Genomic DNA, 21,551 nt, shown 5'->3' with positions numbered 1-21,551 from the left:
GGGGCGTTGTTGTTTCAGGCGGGTGGCTTTTGCGGCCCGCGGCGTGATGGCATATCAGGAACAGCAATCAGCGGTTAGGGGTCGGCCCCGGCATCCTCACGGGCTCCTGCTCCAGCTCAACCCCAAACCGGGCTTTCACATCCCGGCAAACGGCCTCAGCCAGCGCCGTCACATCGTCACAGGTGGCACCGCCATGATTAACCAACACCAACGCCTGCTCGCTGTGCATACCCACCGGGCCCAGACGCCGTCCTTTCCAACCTGCTTGCTCAATCAACCAGCCTGCCGCCAGTTTCACGCCTTCCGGTTGAGGATAGCTCACCAGCTTTTCATGACGCTGCTGCAGTGACGCGGCCAGCGACGCCGGCACCACCGGGTTCTTGAAAAAACTCCCGGCATTGGCCAGCACCGTCGGGTCCGGAAGTTTGCTACTACGGATAGCAATAACCTGCTCTCGTACCGCAGCAGGTGTCACCGCCTCCCCGGGCCGCTGCGCGAAAAACGCCTGCAACGGGGCATAGTCGATATTGCAGCGAGGCTGCCGGTTCAAACGCAACTCGATACCAGTGATGATATAGCGGCCACGATCACGGCTTTTGAAACGGCTGTCGCGGTAAGCAAACTCACACTCAGCGGCAGAAAAATGCAGCACCTTGCCAGAGGCGATTTCCATCACCGTGACCTGCTCCAGCACCTGCGACAGCTCAACACCATAGGCGCCAATATTCTGAAACGGGGCGGCCCCTGTGGTACCAGGAATCAAAGACAGGTTTTCCAGCCCCTGCCAACCCTGCGCTACGGTCCAGGCCACCAGATCATCCCAGTGGACCCCGGCACCCGCTGCTACCCAGACATGGGAGTCGTCTTCTTTGACCTTGACCATGCCATCAATCGCAAGCGACAGGGTCAGCCCCGGCAAATCCCCATCGATCACCAGATTGCTGCCCTCACCAATCACGAAAACCGGCTGGGACAAATCTCGCTCGGCAAGCAATTGCCTGAGCGCATCCAGAGTGGCGGGACGCGCCAGATGGTGGGCTTTGGCCGGTAGCCCAAGGGTATTGAGTGCGCGCAGGTCAGCGTTGCGTTCGAGCCCGCTCACAAGCGCTCCTGTAGCGATGCCAACAGGCCCCGGGCTCCATCCTCAACCAGGTCCAATACCTGATCGAAACCATCGTTACCGCCATAATAAGGATCCGGCACTTCTCGCTCTGCACTGTCGGTGGCGTAATCCAGGAAACGGGCCAAAGTACCGTTGGCATCGGAAGGGCGCATGGCTTCCAGGTCCGCCAAATTGGCATTATCCATCGCCAACACCACATCAAACGCGTAAAAATCGGCAGGCGTGACCTGCCGGGCCCGCAGGCTACTCATGTCATAACCACGACGAGCCGCAGCCTCCTGGGTACGCGGATCCGGTGCGCGACCAATATGCCAATCGCCGGTGCCTGCGCTATCAATACGGATTTTCTCTTCCAGCCCCGCCTCACGAACATACTGACGGAACACCACGTCCGCCGTAGGTGAGCGGCAAATATTGCCAAGGCATACAAATAACACTGAAACAGACATTAGCCCTTCTCCAACAAGGCCTGAACCCGTTGCAAGTCTTCCGGTGTGTCAATGCCCCCGGGAACCGCTTCACAGGAGGGGGCCACATGAATGGCCACACCGTTGGCCATTGCGCGTAGCTGCTCCAGGGATTCCAGCTTTTCCAGGGTGGCAGGCTCCCAGGACACATACTGATGCAGGAATTTCACTCTATAGGCATAGATACCAATGTGCCGCCACCATTGCCCACCACGAATATCCCGATTGTTCTCGGCAAACGCATCCCGATGCCATGGGATCGGAGCACGGGAGAAATACAACGCGCGCCCATTGGTGTCGAAGACTACCTTGACCACATTCGGGTTAAATACATCCTCGGCCCGCTCGATAGGCTCGCAGAGGGTTGCCATCTGACAATCCGGATGGCTATTCAGATTGTCTGCCACCTGGTCAATCACAGCCGCTGGAATCAGGGGCTCATCCCCCTGCACATTCACAATGATATCCTCGTCAGCCAATGCCAGTTGCTGAGCGACTTCCTGCAAGCGGTCTGTCCCGGACGGGTGGTCAATGCGGGTCATCACAACCGGCACCTGTCCTTCAAGCGCATCCGCAATCCGTTGGTCGTCAGTAGCCACATAGACCTTGGCAGCCTGACTGGTCAGGCAACGCTCTGCTACCCTGGCCACCATCGGCTTGCCAGCCAGATCCGCCAGTGGCTTTCCCGGCAAGCGCATGGAGGCATACCGGGCCGGCACTACCACATAAAAATTCATGAAAACCTCGTGACTAAAAACAGCAAGAACAAGCCTGCAACTCCAGGAGAAACAACGGCGAACCTCGGTCTGAAATACCAAACCGATACCCCGTTTAACATGCCCTGTGGCTTGTCATGACCACAACACTCCACTTGCATGACAACCAATGCGGGTAGCTAGTCTTTTCCCAGCGCTCGATCCAGCATCTGATCGAGCAGCCCATCAGGCAAGTCTGCTTCCACCGGCAAGAACCACCAATGCGGTTCGGCAAACGCCCGACATTTGACCGCATCCTTCTCCGTCATCAGCACGGGCAGGCCGTCGGAAAAGGCCAGATCAGCCGGTTGGTAAGCATGATGATCCGCAAATACATGGGGGATGATATTCAGACCCAGAATGTTCAGCAGATTGAAGAAGCGTTTTGGGTTGCCAATACCGGCAACCGCATGTACCTGAGGGTGACTCCGCAAAAAGTCCTGGGGGGAAAGACGGTGCCCGCCCTGTAAGCTCTCCACACTATCCGGGCGCATGATCATGGGGTGTGCACCACTCCAGCCTCCACCGGTGCTGATCACGAAGTCCACTTCCTTAAGCCGCGAAGCCGGTTCGCGCAGCGGGCCTTCCGGCAAGCAACGGCCATTACCCAGGCCTCGTTGACCGTCCACCACCACCACCTCTGCAGTGCGAGGCAAAGCGTAATGCTGCAGGCCATCATCGCTGATAACCAGATCAGGTTGATAATCCCGTATGGCCACCTGCAGGGCGTTATACCGATCAGGATCCAGAATAACCGGGGCACCGGTACGGCGGGCAATCAGTACCGGCTCGTCACCAACCTCTAACGCGGCACTTTGCTCGCAAACCGTGACCGGATACTGGTTTGTCTTGCCACCGTAACCACGGGATACGACAACCACTGACAGCCCCCTGGCTTGGGCCGCCTTAACCAGCGCAATGACCAGAGGGGTCTTGCCTGTCCCGCCTACGGTGATATTGCCAACGACCAGCACAGGAACAGGTGCATCAGAACGTACCTTTCGAAAGCGGCGCAACCGGCGAGAGGCTTCCATGGATACCAGCAAGGATAAAGGCCTTAACGGCACCAGCCATGGGCTACCCTTGTACCACCCTTTCTGAATCCACTCACCTAACGACATGTGTGCCTGCTCCCAAAACCGCAACCGAGGGTTTACCCTTCGGCAAAATCCATTCTGTATAGCTGGGTATAAAGGCCATTTTTCGCTAACAGTTCTTCATGGGTTCCCTGTTCCATCAGCTGCCCCTGGTCCAACACCACGATGCGATCTGCTTTTTCGATGGTAGACAGACGATGCGCAATCACGAGGGTTGTCCGACCGGACATCACTCTTTCAAGCGCCTGTTGGATATGGTGTTCAGATTCAGTATCCAAAGCGCTGGTAGCTTCATCCAGAATCAATACCGGAGCATCTTTCAGCAAAGCTCTCGCAATCGCTATCCTCTGACGTTGCCCTCCAGACAGCTGAACGCCATCTTGGCCAAGAGCCGTGTCCAGCCCATGCTCCAGTTGTTCGATGAATCGCCATGCCTGAGCATCCCGAGCAGCAGCTTCGATCGCATCATCACTGGCACCCCTGAGCTCGCCGTAGGCAATGTTGTTGCGAACCGTATCGTTAAACAGGACGACCCGCTGGCTCACCATGGCAATCTGATTGCGCAATTCGCTCAGGGCATAGTCCCCAAGCGCAACGCCATCCAGCAGAATTCGCCCTTGGTCAGGATCAAAAAAACGCGGAAGCATAGCGCTAATGGTGCTTTTCCCAGCCCCGGAACGACCGACCAACGCGACAGTTTCTCCCGCCCGAATCGTGAGGTTCAGGTTACGTACCACTGGCGTTTGTGGGTCGTAGCCGAAGGTAACACCATCAAAGACGATGTCGCCCTTCGCTTTGCCTGCCAGGGTGTAGGCCCCCTGGTCCACTTCTTCTGGAGTATCCAGCAAATCGAAAAGGCTTGCCGCGCCCGTGACCCCCCGCTGAACCTTTACATTGACATCGGTCAGCTGCTTGAGTGGTTTCTGGATCATGCCTGCAGCAGCGATATAGGACAGGAACCCGCCAACGGTCAGCTCTTCTCCCATTAGGTGGATGTAAAGGTAGGTAATAGCGCCAATACCCACTGCAACAAAGAGCTGAACGATAACGGTACTGGCGATTTTACTGGCGTTGAGTTTCACATTCTGTTTTGCGAACGTTCGACTCACCGAATGAAAGCGACTCGCTTCCTGTTCTTGGCCACCAAAGATCTTGACCTCACCGCTGCCTTCTATCGCCTCACCCAAAAAATGCGTGATATTGGACATGGAGGCCTGGATGCGCCGGCTGATCTTTCGGAAACGCTTGCTGGTTACATTGACAACGAGAGCGATCAATGGCGCCACTGCAATCAGAATCAGGGTAAGTTTCCAGTTCTGCCAGACCAGAAAAGCAAACAACCCGATGACGGTGAGTCCCTCGCGAACAATCACGATGATGGCATCCGTCCCGGCACTGGTTACCTGCTGCGCATCAAATATGATTTTCGACATGATGCGGCCGGAAGCATTCTTGTGATACTCCGACTGCGGCAATTTAAGCACATGCCCGAAGACATCATTGCGCAGTACATACACAAGCTGCTGGGCTACCCAATTCATGCTGTAACTGCCCATGAACTGTCCCACCCCCTGAAAGAGCACTAACACCAACGGGGCAATGGAAACCACCATGACACGGAAGTCGGTAGGATTGACAATGGTGTCACCCAGATAGCCTGCCAGCTGCGCCGCGCCGGCTTGCGTTGCCGCATAAATGGCATAACCAAGGACACTCAGAACGAGCATGAACCAGTAAGGACGAACGTAGGAAAGCAGCCGCTTGTATGTCGGCCACACCTCCTCGGAGGATTGACTCATTGTGCCTCGTCAGCAGATTGGCGGGTGGTGAGTGACAGCTTAACAAAACCCAGCTGCCCAGCCACGTCATAGACACGCACCACGGACTGATAGGCTACATTGGCATCCGCATAGATTTGCAAAGGGAGATCTGTTTTTTCCTGCCCAAGTCCAAGCAGTGCGACTCTCAGACTCTTGCTGTCGTTCGCCGCGAGCTTTTCCCCATTGACCAGATAATCTCCAGTTGAGGTGATTGTCACTTCCACTTGATCCGGTGATGGGGCAAGCGCCATTCCATCGGCCTGTGGCAAGGTGATCGCCAGCTGCGTTTTGTCATCAAACGTGGTGGAAACCATGAAGAAAATCAGCAGCAGAAACACCACATCAATCAGTGGTGTCAGATTGACGCTGATTTCCTCCTGGCTTGGACGGGGGAATTTCACGCCTTCTCTCCCGGCTCGGCTTCGCGTTCACCGTGTACCAGATCCACAACATGTACCGCGCTTTGTTCAAGTTCCACGGTAATTTCTTCCACCCGACGGACAAAAAAACGGTGAAAGAAAATGGCCGGAATGGCTACAACCAGGCCCGCAGCTGTCGTGAGCAACGCCTGAGAGATGCCTCCAGCCAGCTGGGCAGCATCGCCGGTGCCGTGAATCATGATCGCAGCGAAAACATCGATCATGCCAATAACCGTTCCCAGCAAACCCAAAAGGGGGGTAATGGCGGCAATGGAGCCCAACGTGCTGAGGAATTTTTCCAGCTCATGAATCACGCCGGTCGCACTTTCCTGGATACTTTCCTTCATGATGTCACGGCCATGCTTGGCGTTGGCCAGGCCCGTCGCCAGAATACGCCCCAGCGGTGAACTGTCGCGCAACTTGATCAGATTACCCTCATTGAGCAAGCCCCGCTTCAACAGGGTCTGCACCTGCGGAACGGTATCCGCCGGCGCCAGTTTGCTCGGCCGCAACGTCCAGAAACGCTCAACGACAATGGCCAGCGCCACCACGGAACAAATCAGGATCGGGAGCATCATCCAGCCCCCGGACTGCACAAGGTCCTGCACCTTTCTCTCCCCTCACTCACTACGTCGCCCACCAGGGCGCAGTCGGGTTACCAGAAACGCCAGCCGGCCGGTTGGTGCCAGGGCCGGGCATAATTTTGGCGCCATTTTGTTATAAGCGGAACATTATCGGCATCACCCCGACGAAACACAATCATACCGGACTCGTCAGTGCGTAGAACTGTGACTCCCGACGCCCGCAGACGTTCCAGCACCTGTGCATGGGGGTGGCCGAAATGATGGCGATAACCGGCACTGGCTATCGCCCATTCTGGTGAAGTTTCACGCAGAAAAGCCGCCGACGTACTCGAGCGGCTCCCATGATGGGCCAGCACCACCAGATCGCTCTGTGGCCAATGCCCCAGCAATGGATACTCGCTCTCACGGGTGATATCACCAGGCAAAAGCAAGGACAAGCTGCCTCCTTCGACATGGAGCACACAGCTGGCATCATTACCGTGCGCATTGCCGTCTCCCCGCCGTGGCCACAACACCCGAAAACGCACCCCGTCCCACCGCCAGTTCTGCCCGGCGTGGCAGGGCACACTATTGGCCACCCGCTCGGGTTCACCACTAATAACCACCGGGGAATCCCCCATAACGGGTAAGATAGCCCCCAAACCACCCGCATGATCATTATCCCCGTGGCTGACCACAATCCGGTCTGGCACCTGCCCCCAACGATTGAGCCACGGCACCACGATACTGGCCGCCATACTGCCGCCCGGCCAGGATGAGCCGGTGTCATACAACAGCAGGTGCTCGCGAGTGCGAACCGCAAGGGCCAGCCCTTGCCCCACATCAAAGACAGTCAATTCCCATTCACCGTGGGGCAACGGCGCCGGACGCTGCGCCAGCCAGGGAACCAGGAACAACGGCAACAAACGCCGAGGAAACGGCACCGCGGGCACCATCAACACCGCCAGCGCGACTATCACGCACGCCCCTGCCAATGCACCGGGCAGGGGCACTCCGGGCACAATCACCGCCCCAGCCAGACCTTCCATCAACCAGGAAGACAGTTCGATACCCGTAGCAGCGCCCTGCAACAGCGCACTGGAGCCTGTCAGGGCGCCGCACAAGGCCAATGGAATCACCAAAAAAGAATACAACGGAATCAACAGGATATTGGCAAGGGGGGCGCTCAATGACCATTGCTCGAACAAGACTGCGCCCAACACGCTCATCATCACAGGCAACAAGACAATCAGACGGCGACTCCCCTGCCCCATGGCCAACCAGCCAATGGCGGCAACGGCACCGAAAGACAGCCACAAGCTTTCCGACAAGGCAGACAGGGGAAACACCAACAGCACGACTCCAAGGGCGACCGCCAGGCTGCGCCACAACGATAAAGGCTGCCTCAAACACGATGATATTGCGACCACGGCCAGCATGGTCACCGCCCTCAGGGTCGGCAAACTGAAACCCGCCATGGCGGAATAGCCGACCGCCGCCAGCAGGGCCGGGCACCACGCCAGCTGTTGCAAGGTATAGCGCCTTAGCGCAGGGGCTATGTACTGACAAAACGGCATGAGGCACCAGCGACCGAGCCAGCCCGCCAACCCGGCCACCAGCGCAATATGTAACCCGGAGATCGCCAGCAGATGGGCCGCCCCGGTGCTTTGGAAAACCTGCCATTGCTGCGTAGTCAGCCTTGAGCGGTCGCCGACAATGAGCGCAGGCACAACCGATGCTCCCACCGGGGAGCCTTGCAGACTCGCTGCAAGCGTATTGGCTAACTGCTCACGCCAACGCAAGAAACCGTCCCCCTGTGACACCCCCCGCCACTGCTGCACAGATCCTCGCGCATGGATGCCTTGTGCCAGATCCCGTCGGGCCAGATCCGGGCCGGCCAGGTTATACTGACCACGCCCCGATCTGAGCTTGAGTGCTATCTGCCCACGCTCGCCCGCATGCAGGGGTGCAGGTGGCGCATAATAGTTCACCCGTAGACGATGACGCCCCGGCCAGAGATTATTCCCCCACACCTCCAACAACAACGTCTGCCGCCAACGCCAGCGACCGAAGCGATATTCATGCACTGTCTGGGGCAGGGCTACGACCTGAGCCTCGAAACGCAGAGTTTGCCCCTCCAGATTAGAGGGCAATTGCTGACTAATCGCCCATTGCAGCTGCCATACCCCTGCCGTATAGGCAACGGCCGCAAGCAGCAGCGCCTTTTTCCGGGGGCGCCACAACAGTGCCATGAGCAACATCATACAAAGCGGCCACAGCACGCCAATCCTGACACCCGCTACCATGGCCAGCCCCGCTATCCACCACACCTTATCTGCTCCCTGGTTGGGGCCACCTGGCAATCTCTTCACCTTCTGCCACGTTTTGCCGTGGTAATTACCTGTGGCAGGTGTATGCCTTTGTGGTCGTAGCGGGCATAATAGCCAGCCGCAGGGGCAAGTGGACGTAAGCTTTTACCCCCGGTTTCTGCCAGAGATGCGCTACGCAAATCACCTAAAAGGTCTGATAGCCTGCCGTCTACGGCAGGGCAAGCAGACCGGAAACTCCGGGCACACTACGCCCGATCAGGCCAGCAGATACGAGTTCATGCCTAAACGGATATTTCGTAAATACCTGCCCAAGCCCGAACGGCTTCGTGAACAGAAATCCTTGCGATTTCTGGGCGAACTGCTGTCAGACCCAAATCTCTGGCATATCAACCGACGCTCTCTTGCAGGCGCAGCGTTTATCGGAATTTTTGCCGGATTGTTGCCCATTCCCCTGCAAATGGGCCTGGCGGCATTTCTCGCAGTGCGCTTCCACTGCAACCTGCCGCTCTCAGTGATGCTGGTCTGGATCTCCAATCCAGTCACCTATGTCCCCATCTTCTACTTCACTTACCGCATCGGGGCCTGGATCCTTGGCATGCCCCCCCACAGCGGAGAAGACATCACCGTCGCCTGGTTTGTTGAGCAGTTGATCCCACTATGGGTCGGCTCCGTCCTTTGCGCCATGCTGTTTGGCGGGGCAGCTTATTTGACAGTAAAAGTTGCCTGGCGGCTTGCAGTGATCCGCAGCTGGAATCTGCGGGCAAGGGCGAGGGCTCGGGCGCAGCGTCGGGCCGCCCGCTTGGAACAGACGGCACAACGCGACGAGAATAAGGGCGAGAAAGAAGAAGAAACTGAGGGGCCACGTCAGAGCTGACGCAACACTCCATCGTGCAGCTCATACTGCTTCGGACAGCGGCTGGCGAAGTCCCGGTCATGTGTCACGATCATGAAAGCGGTACCCAACGAGCGGTTCAGCTCCAGCATCAACGCCTGCACTTGTTCCGCCGTACGCTCATCCAGATTACCCGTAGGCTCATCTGCCATGACCAGAGCAGGCTCAGTGACCAGCGCCCGGGCAATGGCCACCCGCTGACGTTCACCGCCACTCAATGCAGACGGTTTGTGGCGAAGGCGGTGCCCCAGCCCCACCTTCTCCAGCATGGCAGCCGCCCGCTCCTGACATGCGACAGGTTTGTCACCACGAATCAATAACGGCATGGCCACGTTTTCCAGCGCGGTAAACTCCGGCAAAAGATGATGGAACTGATAGACGAAGCCCAGGTAGCGGTTACGCAACTTGCCGGTGGCACGATCGTTAAGCTGGCTCAGGTCATTACCGGCGATGGACACTGATCCGCGAGTGGCATCGTCCAGGCCGCCCAGCAAATTCAGGAGCGTGGATTTTCCGGAACCGGACGCGCCGATAATCGCAAGGATATCGCCCTGCTCAACAACCAGCTCCACCCCGCGCAGGACCTCAAGCTCGTTATTGCCTTCCTGGTAGCATTTCACCAGAGACTGGGCATGCAGCACCGCGCTGCCTTCGCTGCGGAACTCATTCATAGCGCAGGGCCTCCGCTGGTTGTACCCGGCTGGCGCGCCAGGAGGGGTACAGGGTTGCCGCAAAGCTGATGAACAACGCGATAGAAACAATCGTGATGACATCGCTCCACTGCAGCTCTGACGGCAGATAATTCACAAAATAGGCGTCAAACAGCCGCGTATTGAAGGTTGTCTCGATCCATTCAGCCAGATTACTGATATTGGTGGCCAGCAACACACCCAACAGGGTCCCCAGTAGCGTTCCGGCGACCCCGATCAAGGTGCCCTGCACCATGAAAATACGCATGATGGTGCCAGGCGACGCCCCCAGGGTGCGTAATACCGCAATGTTGCCTCGCTTCTCGGTGACCAGCATCACCTGACTGGAAATGATATTGAATGCAGCCACCGCCACGATGAAGCTGAGCAGTAATGTCATCATGGTCTTTTCCATCTTGATGGCCTGGAACAGGTTGCCGTGAGTGCGGGTCCAGTCGCTGGTGTAATAGCCTGGCCCCAACTCCCGCTGCAGCTTCCAACCCACCGAGGGCGCACTGAACAGGTCATCCAGCCGCAGACGCAGCCCCTGCACTGTACCCGCCTGGCGCGCCAGCTTGGCGGCATCATCAACATTCACGTAGGCGTAGAGCGAATCCACCTCCGCTCGCACCCGAAAGATACCGGTCACGGTAAATCGCTTGAAACGCGGCATGACACCGGCCGGGGAAATGGTGGCTTCCGGCAGCACCAGGGTCACCTTGTCGCCCATGCTGAGCCCCAGTCGCCGCGCCAGACCGTAGCCAACCACCATGCCGAACTCACCTGGCGCCAGGGACTCCAGTTCGCCCTGCTCCATGTAGTCCCCCACGATGGAGACCTTGCGCTCCGATTCCGGCTCAATACCGTTAATCAGGGCACCCGCGACCTCGCCACGATGGGTCAACATCCCTTCCAACTGTACAAAGGGGGAGATCGCCTTGATTTCATTGTGGTGATCCAGCCGTTGCGCCAATTGATGCCAGTCGTCCACGGGCTCACGACCATGCACCGACAAGTGCGTCACCATGCCGAGAATGCGGGTCTGTAGCTCACGGTCAAAACCGTTCATGACGGAAAGCACGGTAATCAGGACCGCCACACCCAGCATTAAACCCAACGCCGAGATCAGTGTGATCACCGAAATAAAACTGTTGCGGGCACGAGCACCGGTATAGCGCAGCCCCACATAAAATGAGAGAGGTCTAAACATGGAGCGCATTTAACCCGAATCCGGTGGCAAATACTACGATCACATCAGCCACCTCCCCGGCGACTCGCTTTGTGAACAGGGTCTGCGTCCGTTAGATGGCAAAATGGTTGAATAAGCGTGCCTAACTTTCTAATATCGAAAGAAAATACCTATCGCCGGGGGAAAATAATGAAAACGAAAATAATGCCGCTGCTGGCTAGTGCAGCGCTGGTGCTACCCGCTGCCTCCTTGGCCGCAGACGCTCCCCAACGTGGCACCCCCCAATCCCAGGTTCGCGCCCAGCATGGCGCACCGCTATCCAGTAAGGGCCCGGTGGGCACACCAGCCATTACCCGCTGGAACTACGATGGCTTCACCGTCTACTTTGAAAACGGGGTTACCCTGCACACCGTTCAGGACCGCCCTGCCAGCCAGGCACCTGCGGTCGTCTCCGGTCCGCAAACCGTCGACAGTCTGCCCCCTATTGAAGAAACACAGACCGCCCCCGCCGCTGCAGACCAACAACCGGCTACCCAACAGGTTCCTGCGTCCGACAGCGGCGAGCTGACCTTCGACCCGGTATCCGGGCGCTTTGTACCTGCGGGTGCCGCCGGGCAAACCGACGCTGCTGAGCCCAAGCCCGAGGAAACCCCGGCACCAGCCAAGTCCGAACCAGAGGCAGCCCCGGCCGCCCCTGAAGCCAAGGCCGCAACCCCCTCGGCACCGGTCGCCGAATCCACGCTGCCCCCTGCCCAGACGCCCAAAGCCGAGCCCAAACCCGAGCCCGCGGCGACATCAGCACCCAGCGAGCCCGCCACCGCCTCACCCAACGAAGGCGAATTCCGTTTTGATCCTGTGACAGGCCGAATCATTATTGCGGGCGAACAAACACCCGAACAGGCGGCAGCAAAGGTAAAGGTGGGTCAGGAGGAAACCCTCCAGGCAGTTGAATCAACCGCCGAGACCACATCAGAATCTGTACGGGAAGCCTCAGAAAGCTCCCAAGCTGCCGCTGAACGGGCAACAGAGGAAATGGCCACCGATGCCGAAGCCGCAAAAGAGAGCGTAGAAAAAGCCGCTGAAGATAGCGCTGCCGATGGCGGTTTCTATATTGACTGGGGTGCCCGCCAGTAGCACACTCGCGCGCATGTAGCTTCCCTGACGGACTCACCCTGACATGCGCCGATTTCTTCCTGAATGGCACCCCCAATGGGGGGTGCTCCTCGCCTGGCCCGATCAAGATACTGACTGGGCAGATCACCTGGCTGACGCCGAACAGTGTTATCTGGATATCCTTGCCGCCCTGCTGGATCATCAGCATGTCTTGCTGGTGTGCCGAAACGAAGCCATGCAAAGCCGTATCACCCGTCTCGTCGACCAGCGTGGCATTGCCCGTGAACGGCTGACCCTCATCGTCACCGACTACAACGACACCTGGGCAAGGGATTTCGGCCCGCTTGCAGTGGAGCAGGATGGCCAGGTGGAATTACTTGATTACACCTTCACCGGCTGGGGCGGAAAATTTGATGCCGAACAGGATAATGCCCTGAATGCATCACTGCCCTGGCTGTTGCCATTGCATACCCAGGCACTGGTTCTGGAAGGCGGAGCGGTAGATACCGATGGCAAGGGTAATTTGTTGACCACCCGCCACTGTTTGCGTAACCCCAACCGGAACCCGGATCTGTCTGAAGCAGAACTGTGCGAGCGCCTCAAGGCGGAATTGGGGGTGAGGGACATCTGGTGGCTTGATCACGGTGAACTGGAAGGCGACGACACCGACGCCCATGTTGATACACTGGCCAGATTCGTGGATGCCCGCACCCTTGCCTATGTGCAGTGCCGTGACAGCAGTGACAGCCATTACCCATCGCTGCATGCCATGGAACAGGAACTCCAGACCCTGGCCCGGCAGCACAACCTGACACTGGTTGCGCTTCCGCTCCCTACCCCGCAGTACAGTCGGGAAGGAGAACGGCTGCCCGCCACCTATGCCAATTTCCTGATCACTAACGACAAGGTCTTGTTGCCGGTGTACGGCTGCGATACCGATCAGGAAGCGATCACAGCATTACAGGCGGTCGCAGGCGACCGGGTCGTCACCCCCGTGAACTGTCGGGTATTGATTGAGCAGCATGGCAGCCTGCACTGTGTCACCATGCAGTTGCCCCGTGGCGCCCTGTGAGTCCTCTTATCAGCAAGAAAGACAGCGAGAAACAAGCATGCGTGTAGCCGTCATTCAACAGAAGAACTGCGCCGACCTGAACGCCAACCTGGCGCATTCTCTGGCCCTGGTCCGTGACGCGGCCAACGCTGGCGCCGAGCTGGTGTTGCTGCAGGAGCTGCATCGCAGCCTGTATTTCTGCCAGACCGAAGACACCAGTGTGTTTGACCTGGCCGAGACGATCCCCGGCCCGAGTACCGAAACCCTCGGCGCACTGGCGAAAGAGTTGGGTATCGTCATCGTGGGCAGTCTGTTCGAAAAACGTGCCGCCGGCCTCTACCACAACACCGCGGTGGTACTGGAGAAGGACGGCACTCTGGCAGGCATCTATCGCAAGATGCACATCCCGGATGACCCCGGCTTCTATGAGAAATTCTATTTCACCCCGGGGGATGCGGACTTCAACGACGGCCGCAGTGGCTTCACTCCCATCGAGACCAGTGTCGGCAAACTGGGCCTGTTGGTGTGCTGGGATCAGTGGTATCCAGAAGCCGCACGGCTGATGGCACTGGCGGGGGCGGACCTGCTGTTGTATCCCACCGCCATCGGTTGGGATCCCGCAGATGAACCAGCAGAGCAACAACGCCAACTGGACGCATGGATCACTATCCAGCGAGCCCACGGTGTCGCCAACGGGCTACCGGTATTGGTGGCCAACCGCACAGGCTTTGAACAGAGTCCGGCCGACGACAGCGGTATTCAGTTCTGGGGCAACAGCTTTGTGTGTGGTCCTCAGGGTGAGTATCTGGCCCAGGCAGACAGTGACAGCGAGCAAATCCTGATCGCCGAAGTGAATCTGCAACGCAGCGAATCCGTACGTCGTATCTGGCCTTACCTGCGTGATCGCCGCGTGGATGCCTATGGCGACCTGACCAAGCGTTTCAGGGACTGATTAACGACCGCATTCCCGGGTTAGCCCGGGAATGCCTCAATCGTGCCCAATTCCAGGCTCTACTATCTCTTCAAATACTATCCCCGGGCAACTGAGTAGAGCCATACAGTGACGCAGGGCAATGCCAATGCGCCAACACCGCCGCAACCGAAATAGCGGCCCCTTACCGGGCGATTTTAAACTTAATGCACCTGGGATAGCTCGGTGCCCGCGTCCTTGCGTTTAAGATACTCACTCACCAGAAACGGGGGCTTGAGTACGCTATAAAGGTTTTCATCCGTGGTCAGCATGTACTCGCGGCGCTCACGCTCGAACGAACGATAACTCTTGCGGAAGTTCAGGTAGTAATCCTTGATCTCACGCAGGCGTTTGGATGCGTACATGGAATCCAGCGCCTCCATGGCGCTTTTGGGGTGGATCCCGATCGCCACATTGAACTCTTCCATGGCCCGGTAGATATCCCGATTACGGTTGATATAAATCAGAGAGTTGGCGTATTCGTAATGGACAATGGCCAGATCATCAGCCTGCTCGAACGCTTGCTCAAAGTAATCCTCTACGCGGCTCAGGCGTGCACCGAAAGTCAGGCGACCAAACAGCTTGCCCACGTAACGGATGATGTTGGCGTCCTTGGCCGCATTCATGGCCAGCGCTACCGGATGATTCGGTTCAATTTCCAGCGTGTCATCAATGGCCCGGGATACCTTGAACAAGTAATTGTTCATCAGCGATTCCACCGGTGATGCCTCTTCTGCAATCCGGGCAATGGAAAACGCGTAACCCAACCGCAAGGTCATGTAGTCAGCCTGAAATTCTTCCTCATCTTTCAGGCTTTTGATCAGGTCCAGGTAATCGGTGATCTGGTTCGCCACATCCTGAAGCAGCTGCAGTTTCTCTTCCCGCGTGTCGGTCAGGTACACCGCATAGACGCTCTGGGCCAGGTACGCAGGGATCTTGCCGTAAGCGCCCAGCCGCGAGCCATGCTCCTTGGCTGCACGGAAATCCCCACGGAAAAAGAAGCGCCAGGCTTCCAGGATTTCGTCAGACAAGTGCTGGTAATTACCATCGAATTCCGGACCGAGCTCGGCCTTCAATTGTGGAAAGTGCTCAATACGTCGCTCAAGGTATTCGGCAGACGGATAAGGGATACGCAGGGCACGCATCAACACCGGCCAGGCCTCCTTGAGCTTTTCTGGCGGATAATCGAAGAATCGTGTCTGAAACGGCACGCTGTTCCACTGCCCGGAAATCACCTTGTCATCGACGGCGACTTTCTCGCTTTGCCAACCATCCGCATCCTCAGCTTCACTGCCTTTCTGAGCCTTGTCGGCTATCGCCTTCATCTCTTCGCGGCTGAGATCGTCGTAATCTTTTTCAGCATGACTCACTGGCGAGCACAGCAGGCCTGCCAGTACAAAAATAAACATCGAGCAATTGCGCTTCATAGCCCCGGCCCCATTGTTGTTCTTGCTATTATTCCTGTGTTTCAGAATTCGTGACTTTGCGGTCACAAAATAGCCTGAATCCGGAATAGCAGAAACCATCAATCCGCCATCACTTTGACATCTTCGATCAGGGGTTGACCTCAATGGTCACAAGGTAAACAAGAAGGGAAAAAGTGTTATCCGGCAGCGATATCTGAGGACTCCAGTACCGCATCACTCTGCATCAAAACCCCGTAATCCAGAAATTCTGTTACTTGTTCCAACAGGGGCAATATGGAGCTCGCAAGTGACAATTCCAGATCATACGGATGCAGTCCTACACGCAGGGCCCGCGACAGGCTTTTCGCACGACCGATACTGTATCGGTTGAAGCAGGATAAAAACCAGGCCCGCAACGGGTAGTCCGCCTCAAACCCTACCAAAGGTAATGACAGCGTGTGGCCGCTGCGGGTATCCAGTATCCCGGCAAGAGTCTCTACATATCGGAAAGGTAAATCGGCATAACGTTCTTTCGGAAGCGCGCCCAGAGCCCAGGCCGGTGGAACATAAAGCGATGAAGCCGGGAGCTGGTGTTCTGCGAACCAGTCATGGCAATCCTGAACCAAGCGAACGATGCCCTCTGCACTGAAAGAGAGGTGTTCAGCGACGGTTCGGGACAGCACCAGACTGTGTAATCGATGATAGAGAGAAACAGGAGGTTGGCAACGATGAAGCCAACCATGCCCCGCCAGTGGATGACCTTTTTGCTGCAAATCACGCAACCAGGCGATGTCGTCCGCGGACCAGTCTCGCCCGGGCACTACCAACAAAGTGACGTGTTCCGGCGCCAGCTGGAGTCGTGAGAGCATGGTCGTGACCTGCTCTCGAGTTTCCGGCATCACGTCATGGATGCTCACCAATGCAGACAGAGCATCAGGCATGGTGGCTACTCAAACGGCGTAACAATGCCAGTGTCGGCGACGGCAGGCTGGCGGCGCGGGGCTTCAGCGTCGCACAGTGGGCAAGCACGCTACCCCAGTGTTCGATAGCATGGTTATTCATGGCCAGTGCGGCCTCACGCGCGCTCGCCGCCTTGGCCTGGCGCTCATCGCTTGTCAGTCTTGCCAGACGATCAAGGGTGTCGCTCAACGTTTCGTCCGGCTGCATAACCCAAAGCCCACGCGCCAGCGCCGGCCATTCATTGATCCCGCAAGCGGGCGTGGTAATCACCAGTCGCTGGCGGGCCATGGCTTCAAGTGCTACGGTGCCAAATGCCTCCACCGAGGACGGCAACACCAGCACCTCACACTGGTCCACCAGCGCTACCACTTGCTCACGAGTGCACCAGCCATGGCAGTGAAGATTGCTCAGACGGTCACAGGCCTGATCCACTTTGGCACGCAAGGGACCATCCCCTGCCACATGAAATTCCAGATCCGGACGCGCCGCAGCCAGCTCCAGGAAGGATTCGATATTTTTTTCTGCCGCAAGGCGCCCCACGTAGCACACTTTGTTTACGTCATCAGCCAGAGGTTGCAGCGGTGTCTGCACAAACTCTCTGGCCAGCGGCGTGCCAACAAGCTGCGGGTTACGCGCCCCGGCTTCTCTGGCCTGGGCAATCATGGATTCGCAGATCGTCGCCGCCGTTTCACTTCCCTGAAACAGCGTTCGGTTGATCCAGTTCAGAAAGCCCCCGGCCAGCTTGGCCAGTCGCTTGCCCCAATAGAGTTCTACCAATCGGTTGTAATCCGTCTGGAAGGTAACGCAAACAGGGATTCCCCATTTTCGGGCAATCCAGTAGCCGATCATGGAGAAAATACCAGGGCCGGGAATAACGATGACGTGAGGCTTCATCTCCCACACCAGAGCACTGAGCTCACGTATCCGGGGGAAGAAAAGGCGCTGGGTCGGGTCACCGGGAATCGGCATGGATGCGCCTTGACAGGGGTGGGGATCCTGCAAACAGGGTTGCACCAGTTCCACCCGCTCTACACGGTCTTCAAGATGCGATACCAGATCCTGGAAATAGGCACCAACGCCATTCCGGCCTTTGATCGCATCCACCACAAACAGTACACGAAGCGTTTTGGTATCCATGGCCGCGAGTATTACCAGCGGCCATTTCCGAATTGTGACAAGCAACAAAAAGCCAACGGGAATTTGCGACAAGATGTGACAGCCAATGAGTCAACGGCAGATCACGCAAAGACATTCAGGCCTCGGGCCGTGAATAACCGAAGCGGTCGTAGACCCAACCAAATACCGCGTTCAGCTCCTCTGGGCTGACACCCAGCGATTGCGGATCGTAATGGTGGCCGCTGCGATAGCCTTTTGCCTTACGGTCTTGTTCCGCAAGACGTTCGCGGAACGCCAGATCGAGGGTCCAACCGAAACGAACATACAGTTGTGCAACAACCTCTGCAGGACGATCTGCCAACACTTCCATGACCGACAATCCCTGTCGCGATTCAGGAAGGGTGTCGAGCACCTCCAGCAGATGCCGATAGTAATAATCCAGCATCGCCATGAACCCGTCTCGCCAGTAAGTGGTGGTGTCACGCCCCTCGAAAAGCCGTGCTCCAATCAGAATCGAGTTGATCTGTGAGGGCACGGAGGCATCCGGATTACGCAGGCAGCCAATGAAGCGCGCATCAGGAAAGGCGTCCGCCAGGGTCTGCATCCACGGAGTAAACGAAGGGTTTTTCGACAGCAACTGCTTGTCCTGGCCATGGAAATACAAATGCCGCTGCACAAAACGGCGATAGGCCGCCATTAGCCGGCGTTTTTCTGCGGGAGAGCCATCGCGGTCCAGAAACGTCAGGCGCCACAAGGAAGGAGATGGCACCACCAGCACCATCAGAAAACAGCCCCACACCGGAATCAGTCCAAGGTAGTCTTCTTCAGGGTCCCGCAGACCGGTCTTGTGCACACCATCCAGGCCACCCAACAAACGTCGCTCCAGCCACAGCAGCAGGCGCCCGGCCGGTTTGCCGATTCTCGCATCCAGTGAGGCTATGGCAGTCCAGAAATAACGTTGCGTAATGGATGGAGCAAACAGCAATTCCCATAATGCCGTCGTCGTAAAACGCTGATCCAGCGCCAACAACCGGTGCAGAAAGGTCGTGCCACTGCGTGGCACTCCCACGACAAACAAAGGCTCGCGCACCGTAACGCGGCGAAAGTCCGGAAACAGTACATAGTCGAGCAGCAGTCCCGCCCCATTGATCAACTGCACCAGCAGAAATACCGGCCAGAACAACACGATCACCAACAGCCGTTGCAACGATGCTCCTCGCCGGCCAATCCCGTAATCAGGAAAGGCACTGGCCGGAATACCTCGCAGGTATTGTTTGATGACGGACAGGGCGTTATTCAATCGACTGGCTCCTCGGTAACCTACTGCGCAAGGCTAGCCTTGCGATAAGTCATAAAAATGACACCTTACCCTCTTGTGTCCAGGTCACAGCGCTGTCATCTTTCTCGCAAACAATGCCCGTATGAATATTGCCATGACTCCTCCAGCAACCCCTGTCCACCTGCACCCCGCCCTCGTCGGGCATCGTGGCGCCCGTGGCGAAGCCCCGGAAAACACCCTGGCCAGCTTTCAGGTGGCCGTCGAGGCCGGTGTCACGGAGATGGAGCTGGACGTACGGCTGTCCTCTGACGGTCAACTGATTGTGCTACATGACAGCGATGTCACACGAACCACAGGCGTTCGCGGCAACGTGCGGCAATATACGCGAGCGCAGCTGGGCGTCATGGATGCCCGACGTAACACTCCCGGCTGGCATAGCCCCACCGGCATTCCCTCATTGCAGGAAGTGGTCGACCTGTGCGGGCCGCAGATGCGGTTTCAGTTTGAAGTGAAAGGGGCCGACCGCCACGTGCTGCATCAACTGGCCCACCACCTCAGCCACATGATTCATGACCAGCAACTGCAATCACGGGTGGTGATCACCTCCAGTCATACCGGCTTTCTGCGCATGATCGGCACCATGGCACCGGATATCGAGCGTGGCTACGTCTGCCAGTACCGCTATCTGCAACCGACCCGCCGTGCCCAGGGCCTGGGCTGTAGCTGGGTGATTCCGCACTTTTCCCTGGTCACCCCGGCGTTGATGCGCCGGGCACGCCGGCGAGGTTTGAAAGTGTCGGTGTGGACCGTCAATGATCTGACTGAAGCCGAGCGGTTGGCCAGACTCAAGGTAGACAGCATCATCACCGACTACCCCACCAGTTTCGTCAGCCACTTCCGCAGTCGGCAGCGTTACGCCTCGTCTTCCGTTTCCGACTGAGGCTCCGGTCGGTAAAGCGGTTCGTCACTGAAGAACGACAGGATTTCCTCTTTGCGGGCCAAGGCATCCTTGCGGCCCATTTCAATCAAGGCGTTGGTGAAACCGGGCTCGAACAGCAGGTAGCTCATAGCGCTGGCCCCCGGCGAACGGGTCGCCCCCGACCCACGCAAGAAGAAACGCAGGCCCTTGGGCAGCTCCCCGATATGCTCCGCAGCGATTTCATCGATCGGCCGCGAGGGGTAGATCTTCAGTACATCCACTTCCTTGAGGGCAATACCGTGCTTGCGGCGCGCTCTTTCTCCCAACGCCCTGACCGTATTGTTGATGCGCTCCAGCCGCTCCACATCCCCTTCCAGGGTATCGACAAACACGCTGTTAAGAACGTGTCCCAGCACCTGGGCCATGGACGGATAGCCGCTCAGGACGCGCTGGTGCCCTGCACTGACATTGCCAGAGACACCAATCACCAGTAGCCGGGAAGCGCCCAGATGCAAGGCAGGGCTTAGCGGTGCCAACTGGCGCAAGGCTCCATCACCGTAATAACCGCCATCAACCTTACCAGCAGGAAACAGAATCGGGATCGCCGCCGATGCCAACAGATGCTCGACACCAATGGTGGAACGCTTGCCCTTGCGACGCGCACGCACCCATTCAGCCAGATCATCTTTGCCCTGAAAAAAACTGACGGACTCTCCTGTGGCATAACTGGAGGCGGTAATCGCCAGTGCACGCAGATGCCCCTGATCCAGGTTGCCCTGAATGCGTTGAAAATTGACCACCAGGCTTAGCAACCGTTGCAGCGGCAGGTTGTCCAGCAAGGCACTGCGCTCGGGAGTCCGCCCGGTGGTGAACCCGGAAAAAAACCAGCGCAAAATCCCCCGCAGACAGGCATACAAATCGGTGCGGTAAACCTGTTCGGCAGTAATGTTGGACCATACCCGCTCCAGCCCCCGAACGGCAGAACGGTAGTTGCCCGCATTGGCAGCCAGTGCAGACGCATTGATCGCGCCCGCAGAGGTACCACAGATGATCGGAAAAGGGTTGGGGGCGCCGCGATCCAGCATGTCGGCCATGGCCGACAATACGCCTACCTGGTACGCCCCTCGGGCTCCCCCACCGGATAACACCAGTCCACGGACCGGATCCTTCTGCTGCATCAACGCCTCCTTGGTTGCCTCCAGTATGCCCACAGCCATCGCCACTCGCCAGACTCTACAAACGCCGGATGACGGGCTTTCACATGACGTTGCAACCGCTGTGCCGATTACCCTTTTCGCGCATCAAGAATCCGCTGGTTGCGGGTGCCACAGGTGCCTTATGCTAGGGAACCTCTGAATAACTCCTTGCGTGGTCAGTCTTTCAGGCTGGTTCG

At 57.6% G+C, this 21,551-nt stretch carries 20 protein-coding genes; 5 read left to right on the top strand and 15 right to left on the bottom strand.

What is annotated here, in order from left to right; all coding sequences use genetic code 11:
- Nucleotides 1-67: 67 nt before the first annotated feature.
- The 8 genes from murB to Q672_RS26880 form a co-directional block, all read right to left on the bottom strand.
- On the bottom strand, nt 68-1,102 hold the full coding sequence (murB, locus tag Q672_RS26915; RefSeq protein WP_022985592.1) for a UDP-N-acetylmuramate dehydrogenase: 1,035 nt from the start codon (nt 1,100-1,102) through the stop codon (nt 68-70).
- Nucleotides 1,099-1,572, bottom strand: a complete 474-nt coding sequence (locus tag Q672_RS26910; protein WP_031226549.1) for a low molecular weight protein-tyrosine-phosphatase — start codon at nt 1,570-1,572, stop codon at nt 1,099-1,101. The genes murB and Q672_RS26910 overlap by 4 nt, the downstream gene beginning before the upstream one ends.
- Entirely contained in the window at nt 1,572-2,327 is a 756-nt protein-coding gene (kdsB, locus tag Q672_RS26905) for a 3-deoxy-manno-octulosonate cytidylyltransferase (protein ID WP_022985590.1), read from the bottom strand. Before kdsB ends, Q672_RS26910 begins: the two co-directional genes overlap by 1 nt.
- 158 nt (nt 2,328-2,485) lie before the next feature.
- Entirely contained in the window at nt 2,486-3,466 is a 981-nt protein-coding gene (gene lpxK, locus Q672_RS26900) for a tetraacyldisaccharide 4'-kinase (protein ID WP_031226548.1), read from the bottom strand.
- A gap of 32 nt (nt 3,467-3,498) precedes the next feature.
- Nucleotides 3,499-5,241: a lipid A export permease/ATP-binding protein MsbA gene (msbA, locus tag Q672_RS26895; RefSeq protein ID WP_022985588.1), complete on the bottom strand. Its 1,743-nt coding sequence runs from the start codon at nt 5,239-5,241 to the stop codon at nt 3,499-3,501.
- On the bottom strand, nt 5,238-5,663 hold the full coding sequence (locus Q672_RS26890; protein ID WP_022985587.1) for an ExbD/TolR family protein: 426 nt from the start codon (nt 5,661-5,663) through the stop codon (nt 5,238-5,240). The genes msbA and Q672_RS26890 overlap by 4 nt, the downstream gene beginning before the upstream one ends.
- The gene (locus Q672_RS26885) at nt 5,660-6,289 is read right to left on the bottom strand and encodes a MotA/TolQ/ExbB proton channel family protein (protein WP_022985586.1); all 630 of its coding nucleotides are present in this window, start codon (nt 6,287-6,289) and stop codon (nt 5,660-5,662) included. Before Q672_RS26885 ends, Q672_RS26890 begins: the two co-directional genes overlap by 4 nt.
- A gap of 47 nt (nt 6,290-6,336) precedes the next feature.
- The gene (locus tag Q672_RS26880) at nt 6,337-8,574 is read right to left on the bottom strand and encodes a DNA internalization-related competence protein ComEC/Rec2 (protein ID WP_235047196.1); all 2,238 of its coding nucleotides are present in this window, start codon (nt 8,572-8,574) and stop codon (nt 6,337-6,339) included.
- 166 nt (nt 8,575-8,740) lie between these two features.
- Between Q672_RS26880 and Q672_RS0117220 the strand changes: the two genes are divergently transcribed.
- Nucleotides 8,741-9,448, top strand: a complete 708-nt coding sequence (locus Q672_RS0117220) for a DUF2062 domain-containing protein (protein WP_235047195.1) — start codon at nt 8,741-8,743, stop codon at nt 9,446-9,448.
- Here Q672_RS0117220 and lolD read toward each other — a convergent pair.
- Both lolD and Q672_RS26870 read right to left on the bottom strand, forming a co-directional pair.
- On the bottom strand, nt 9,439-10,137 hold the full coding sequence (gene lolD / locus Q672_RS26875) for a lipoprotein-releasing ABC transporter ATP-binding protein LolD (RefSeq protein WP_022985583.1): 699 nt from the start codon (nt 10,135-10,137) through the stop codon (nt 9,439-9,441). The genes Q672_RS0117220 and lolD overlap by 10 nt on opposite strands.
- The gene (locus Q672_RS26870) at nt 10,130-11,365 is read right to left on the bottom strand and encodes a lipoprotein-releasing ABC transporter permease subunit (RefSeq protein ID WP_031226545.1); all 1,236 of its coding nucleotides are present in this window, start codon (nt 11,363-11,365) and stop codon (nt 10,130-10,132) included. The genes lolD and Q672_RS26870 overlap by 8 nt, the downstream gene beginning before the upstream one ends.
- Nucleotides 11,366-11,533: 168 nt before the next feature.
- Here Q672_RS26870 and Q672_RS26865 point away from each other — a divergent pair, with 168 nt between their 5' ends.
- Genes Q672_RS26865 through Q672_RS26855 form a run of 3 tightly spaced genes read left to right on the top strand, consistent with a single transcriptional unit; the run spans nt 11,534 to nt 14,460 of the window.
- Nucleotides 11,534-12,478 (top strand): hypothetical protein, encoded by a 945-nt coding sequence (locus tag Q672_RS26865; protein ID WP_031226544.1) that lies wholly within the window; start codon nt 11,534-11,536, stop codon nt 12,476-12,478.
- A 43-nt stretch (nt 12,479-12,521) separates the two neighbouring features.
- Nucleotides 12,522-13,529 (top strand): agmatine deiminase family protein, encoded by a 1,008-nt coding sequence (locus Q672_RS26860; RefSeq protein WP_022985580.1) that lies wholly within the window; start codon nt 12,522-12,524, stop codon nt 13,527-13,529.
- A 37-nt stretch (nt 13,530-13,566) separates the two neighbouring features.
- A complete protein-coding gene (locus Q672_RS26855; RefSeq protein WP_022985579.1) occupies nt 13,567-14,460 on the top strand; it encodes a carbon-nitrogen hydrolase in 894 nt (297 codons plus the stop codon).
- 182 nt (nt 14,461-14,642) lie between these two features.
- On the opposite strand, the gene Q672_RS26850 is transcribed toward Q672_RS26855, so the two are convergent.
- The 4 genes from Q672_RS26850 to Q672_RS26835 all read right to left on the bottom strand — a co-directional run bounded on the left by Q672_RS26850 (nt 14,643) and on the right by Q672_RS26835 (nt 19,260).
- Nucleotides 14,643-15,905, bottom strand: a complete 1,263-nt coding sequence (locus Q672_RS26850) for a hypothetical protein (protein WP_022985578.1) — start codon at nt 15,903-15,905, stop codon at nt 14,643-14,645.
- A 176-nt stretch (nt 15,906-16,081) separates the two neighbouring features.
- Entirely contained in the window at nt 16,082-16,825 is a 744-nt protein-coding gene (locus Q672_RS26845) for a polysaccharide deacetylase family protein (RefSeq protein ID WP_022985577.1), read from the bottom strand.
- Nucleotides 16,818-17,981 carry a glycosyltransferase gene (locus Q672_RS26840; RefSeq protein ID WP_022985576.1) on the bottom strand — a complete coding sequence of 388 codons (1,164 nt, stop codon included), beginning with the start codon at nt 17,979-17,981 and terminating at the stop codon, nt 16,818-16,820. The genes Q672_RS26845 and Q672_RS26840 overlap by 8 nt, the downstream gene beginning before the upstream one ends.
- A gap of 115 nt (nt 17,982-18,096) precedes the next feature.
- The gene (locus Q672_RS26835) at nt 18,097-19,260 is read right to left on the bottom strand and encodes a sulfotransferase (RefSeq protein ID WP_022985575.1); all 1,164 of its coding nucleotides are present in this window, start codon (nt 19,258-19,260) and stop codon (nt 18,097-18,099) included.
- 133 nt (nt 19,261-19,393) lie between these two features.
- Between Q672_RS26835 and Q672_RS26830 the strand changes: the two genes are divergently transcribed.
- On the top strand, nt 19,394-20,179 hold the full coding sequence (locus Q672_RS26830; protein ID WP_031226535.1) for a glycerophosphodiester phosphodiesterase: 786 nt from the start codon (nt 19,394-19,396) through the stop codon (nt 20,177-20,179).
- Here the strand turns inward: Q672_RS26830 and Q672_RS26825 are convergent.
- Nucleotides 20,152-21,336 carry a patatin-like phospholipase family protein gene (locus tag Q672_RS26825; protein ID WP_031226534.1) on the bottom strand — a complete coding sequence of 395 codons (1,185 nt, stop codon included), beginning with the start codon at nt 21,334-21,336 and terminating at the stop codon, nt 20,152-20,154. The genes Q672_RS26830 and Q672_RS26825 overlap by 28 nt on opposite strands.
- Between the last annotated feature and the right edge of the window lie 215 nt (nt 21,337-21,551).

The organism is Alcanivorax sp. P2S70 (assembly GCF_000475295.1).
In the GTDB taxonomy this organism is placed as follows: domain Bacteria; phylum Pseudomonadota; class Gammaproteobacteria; order Pseudomonadales; family Alcanivoracaceae; genus Alcanivorax; species Alcanivorax profundi.
Note: the sequence above shows the minus strand (reverse complement) of the source record. Positions and strands in the feature narration are given on the sequence as shown.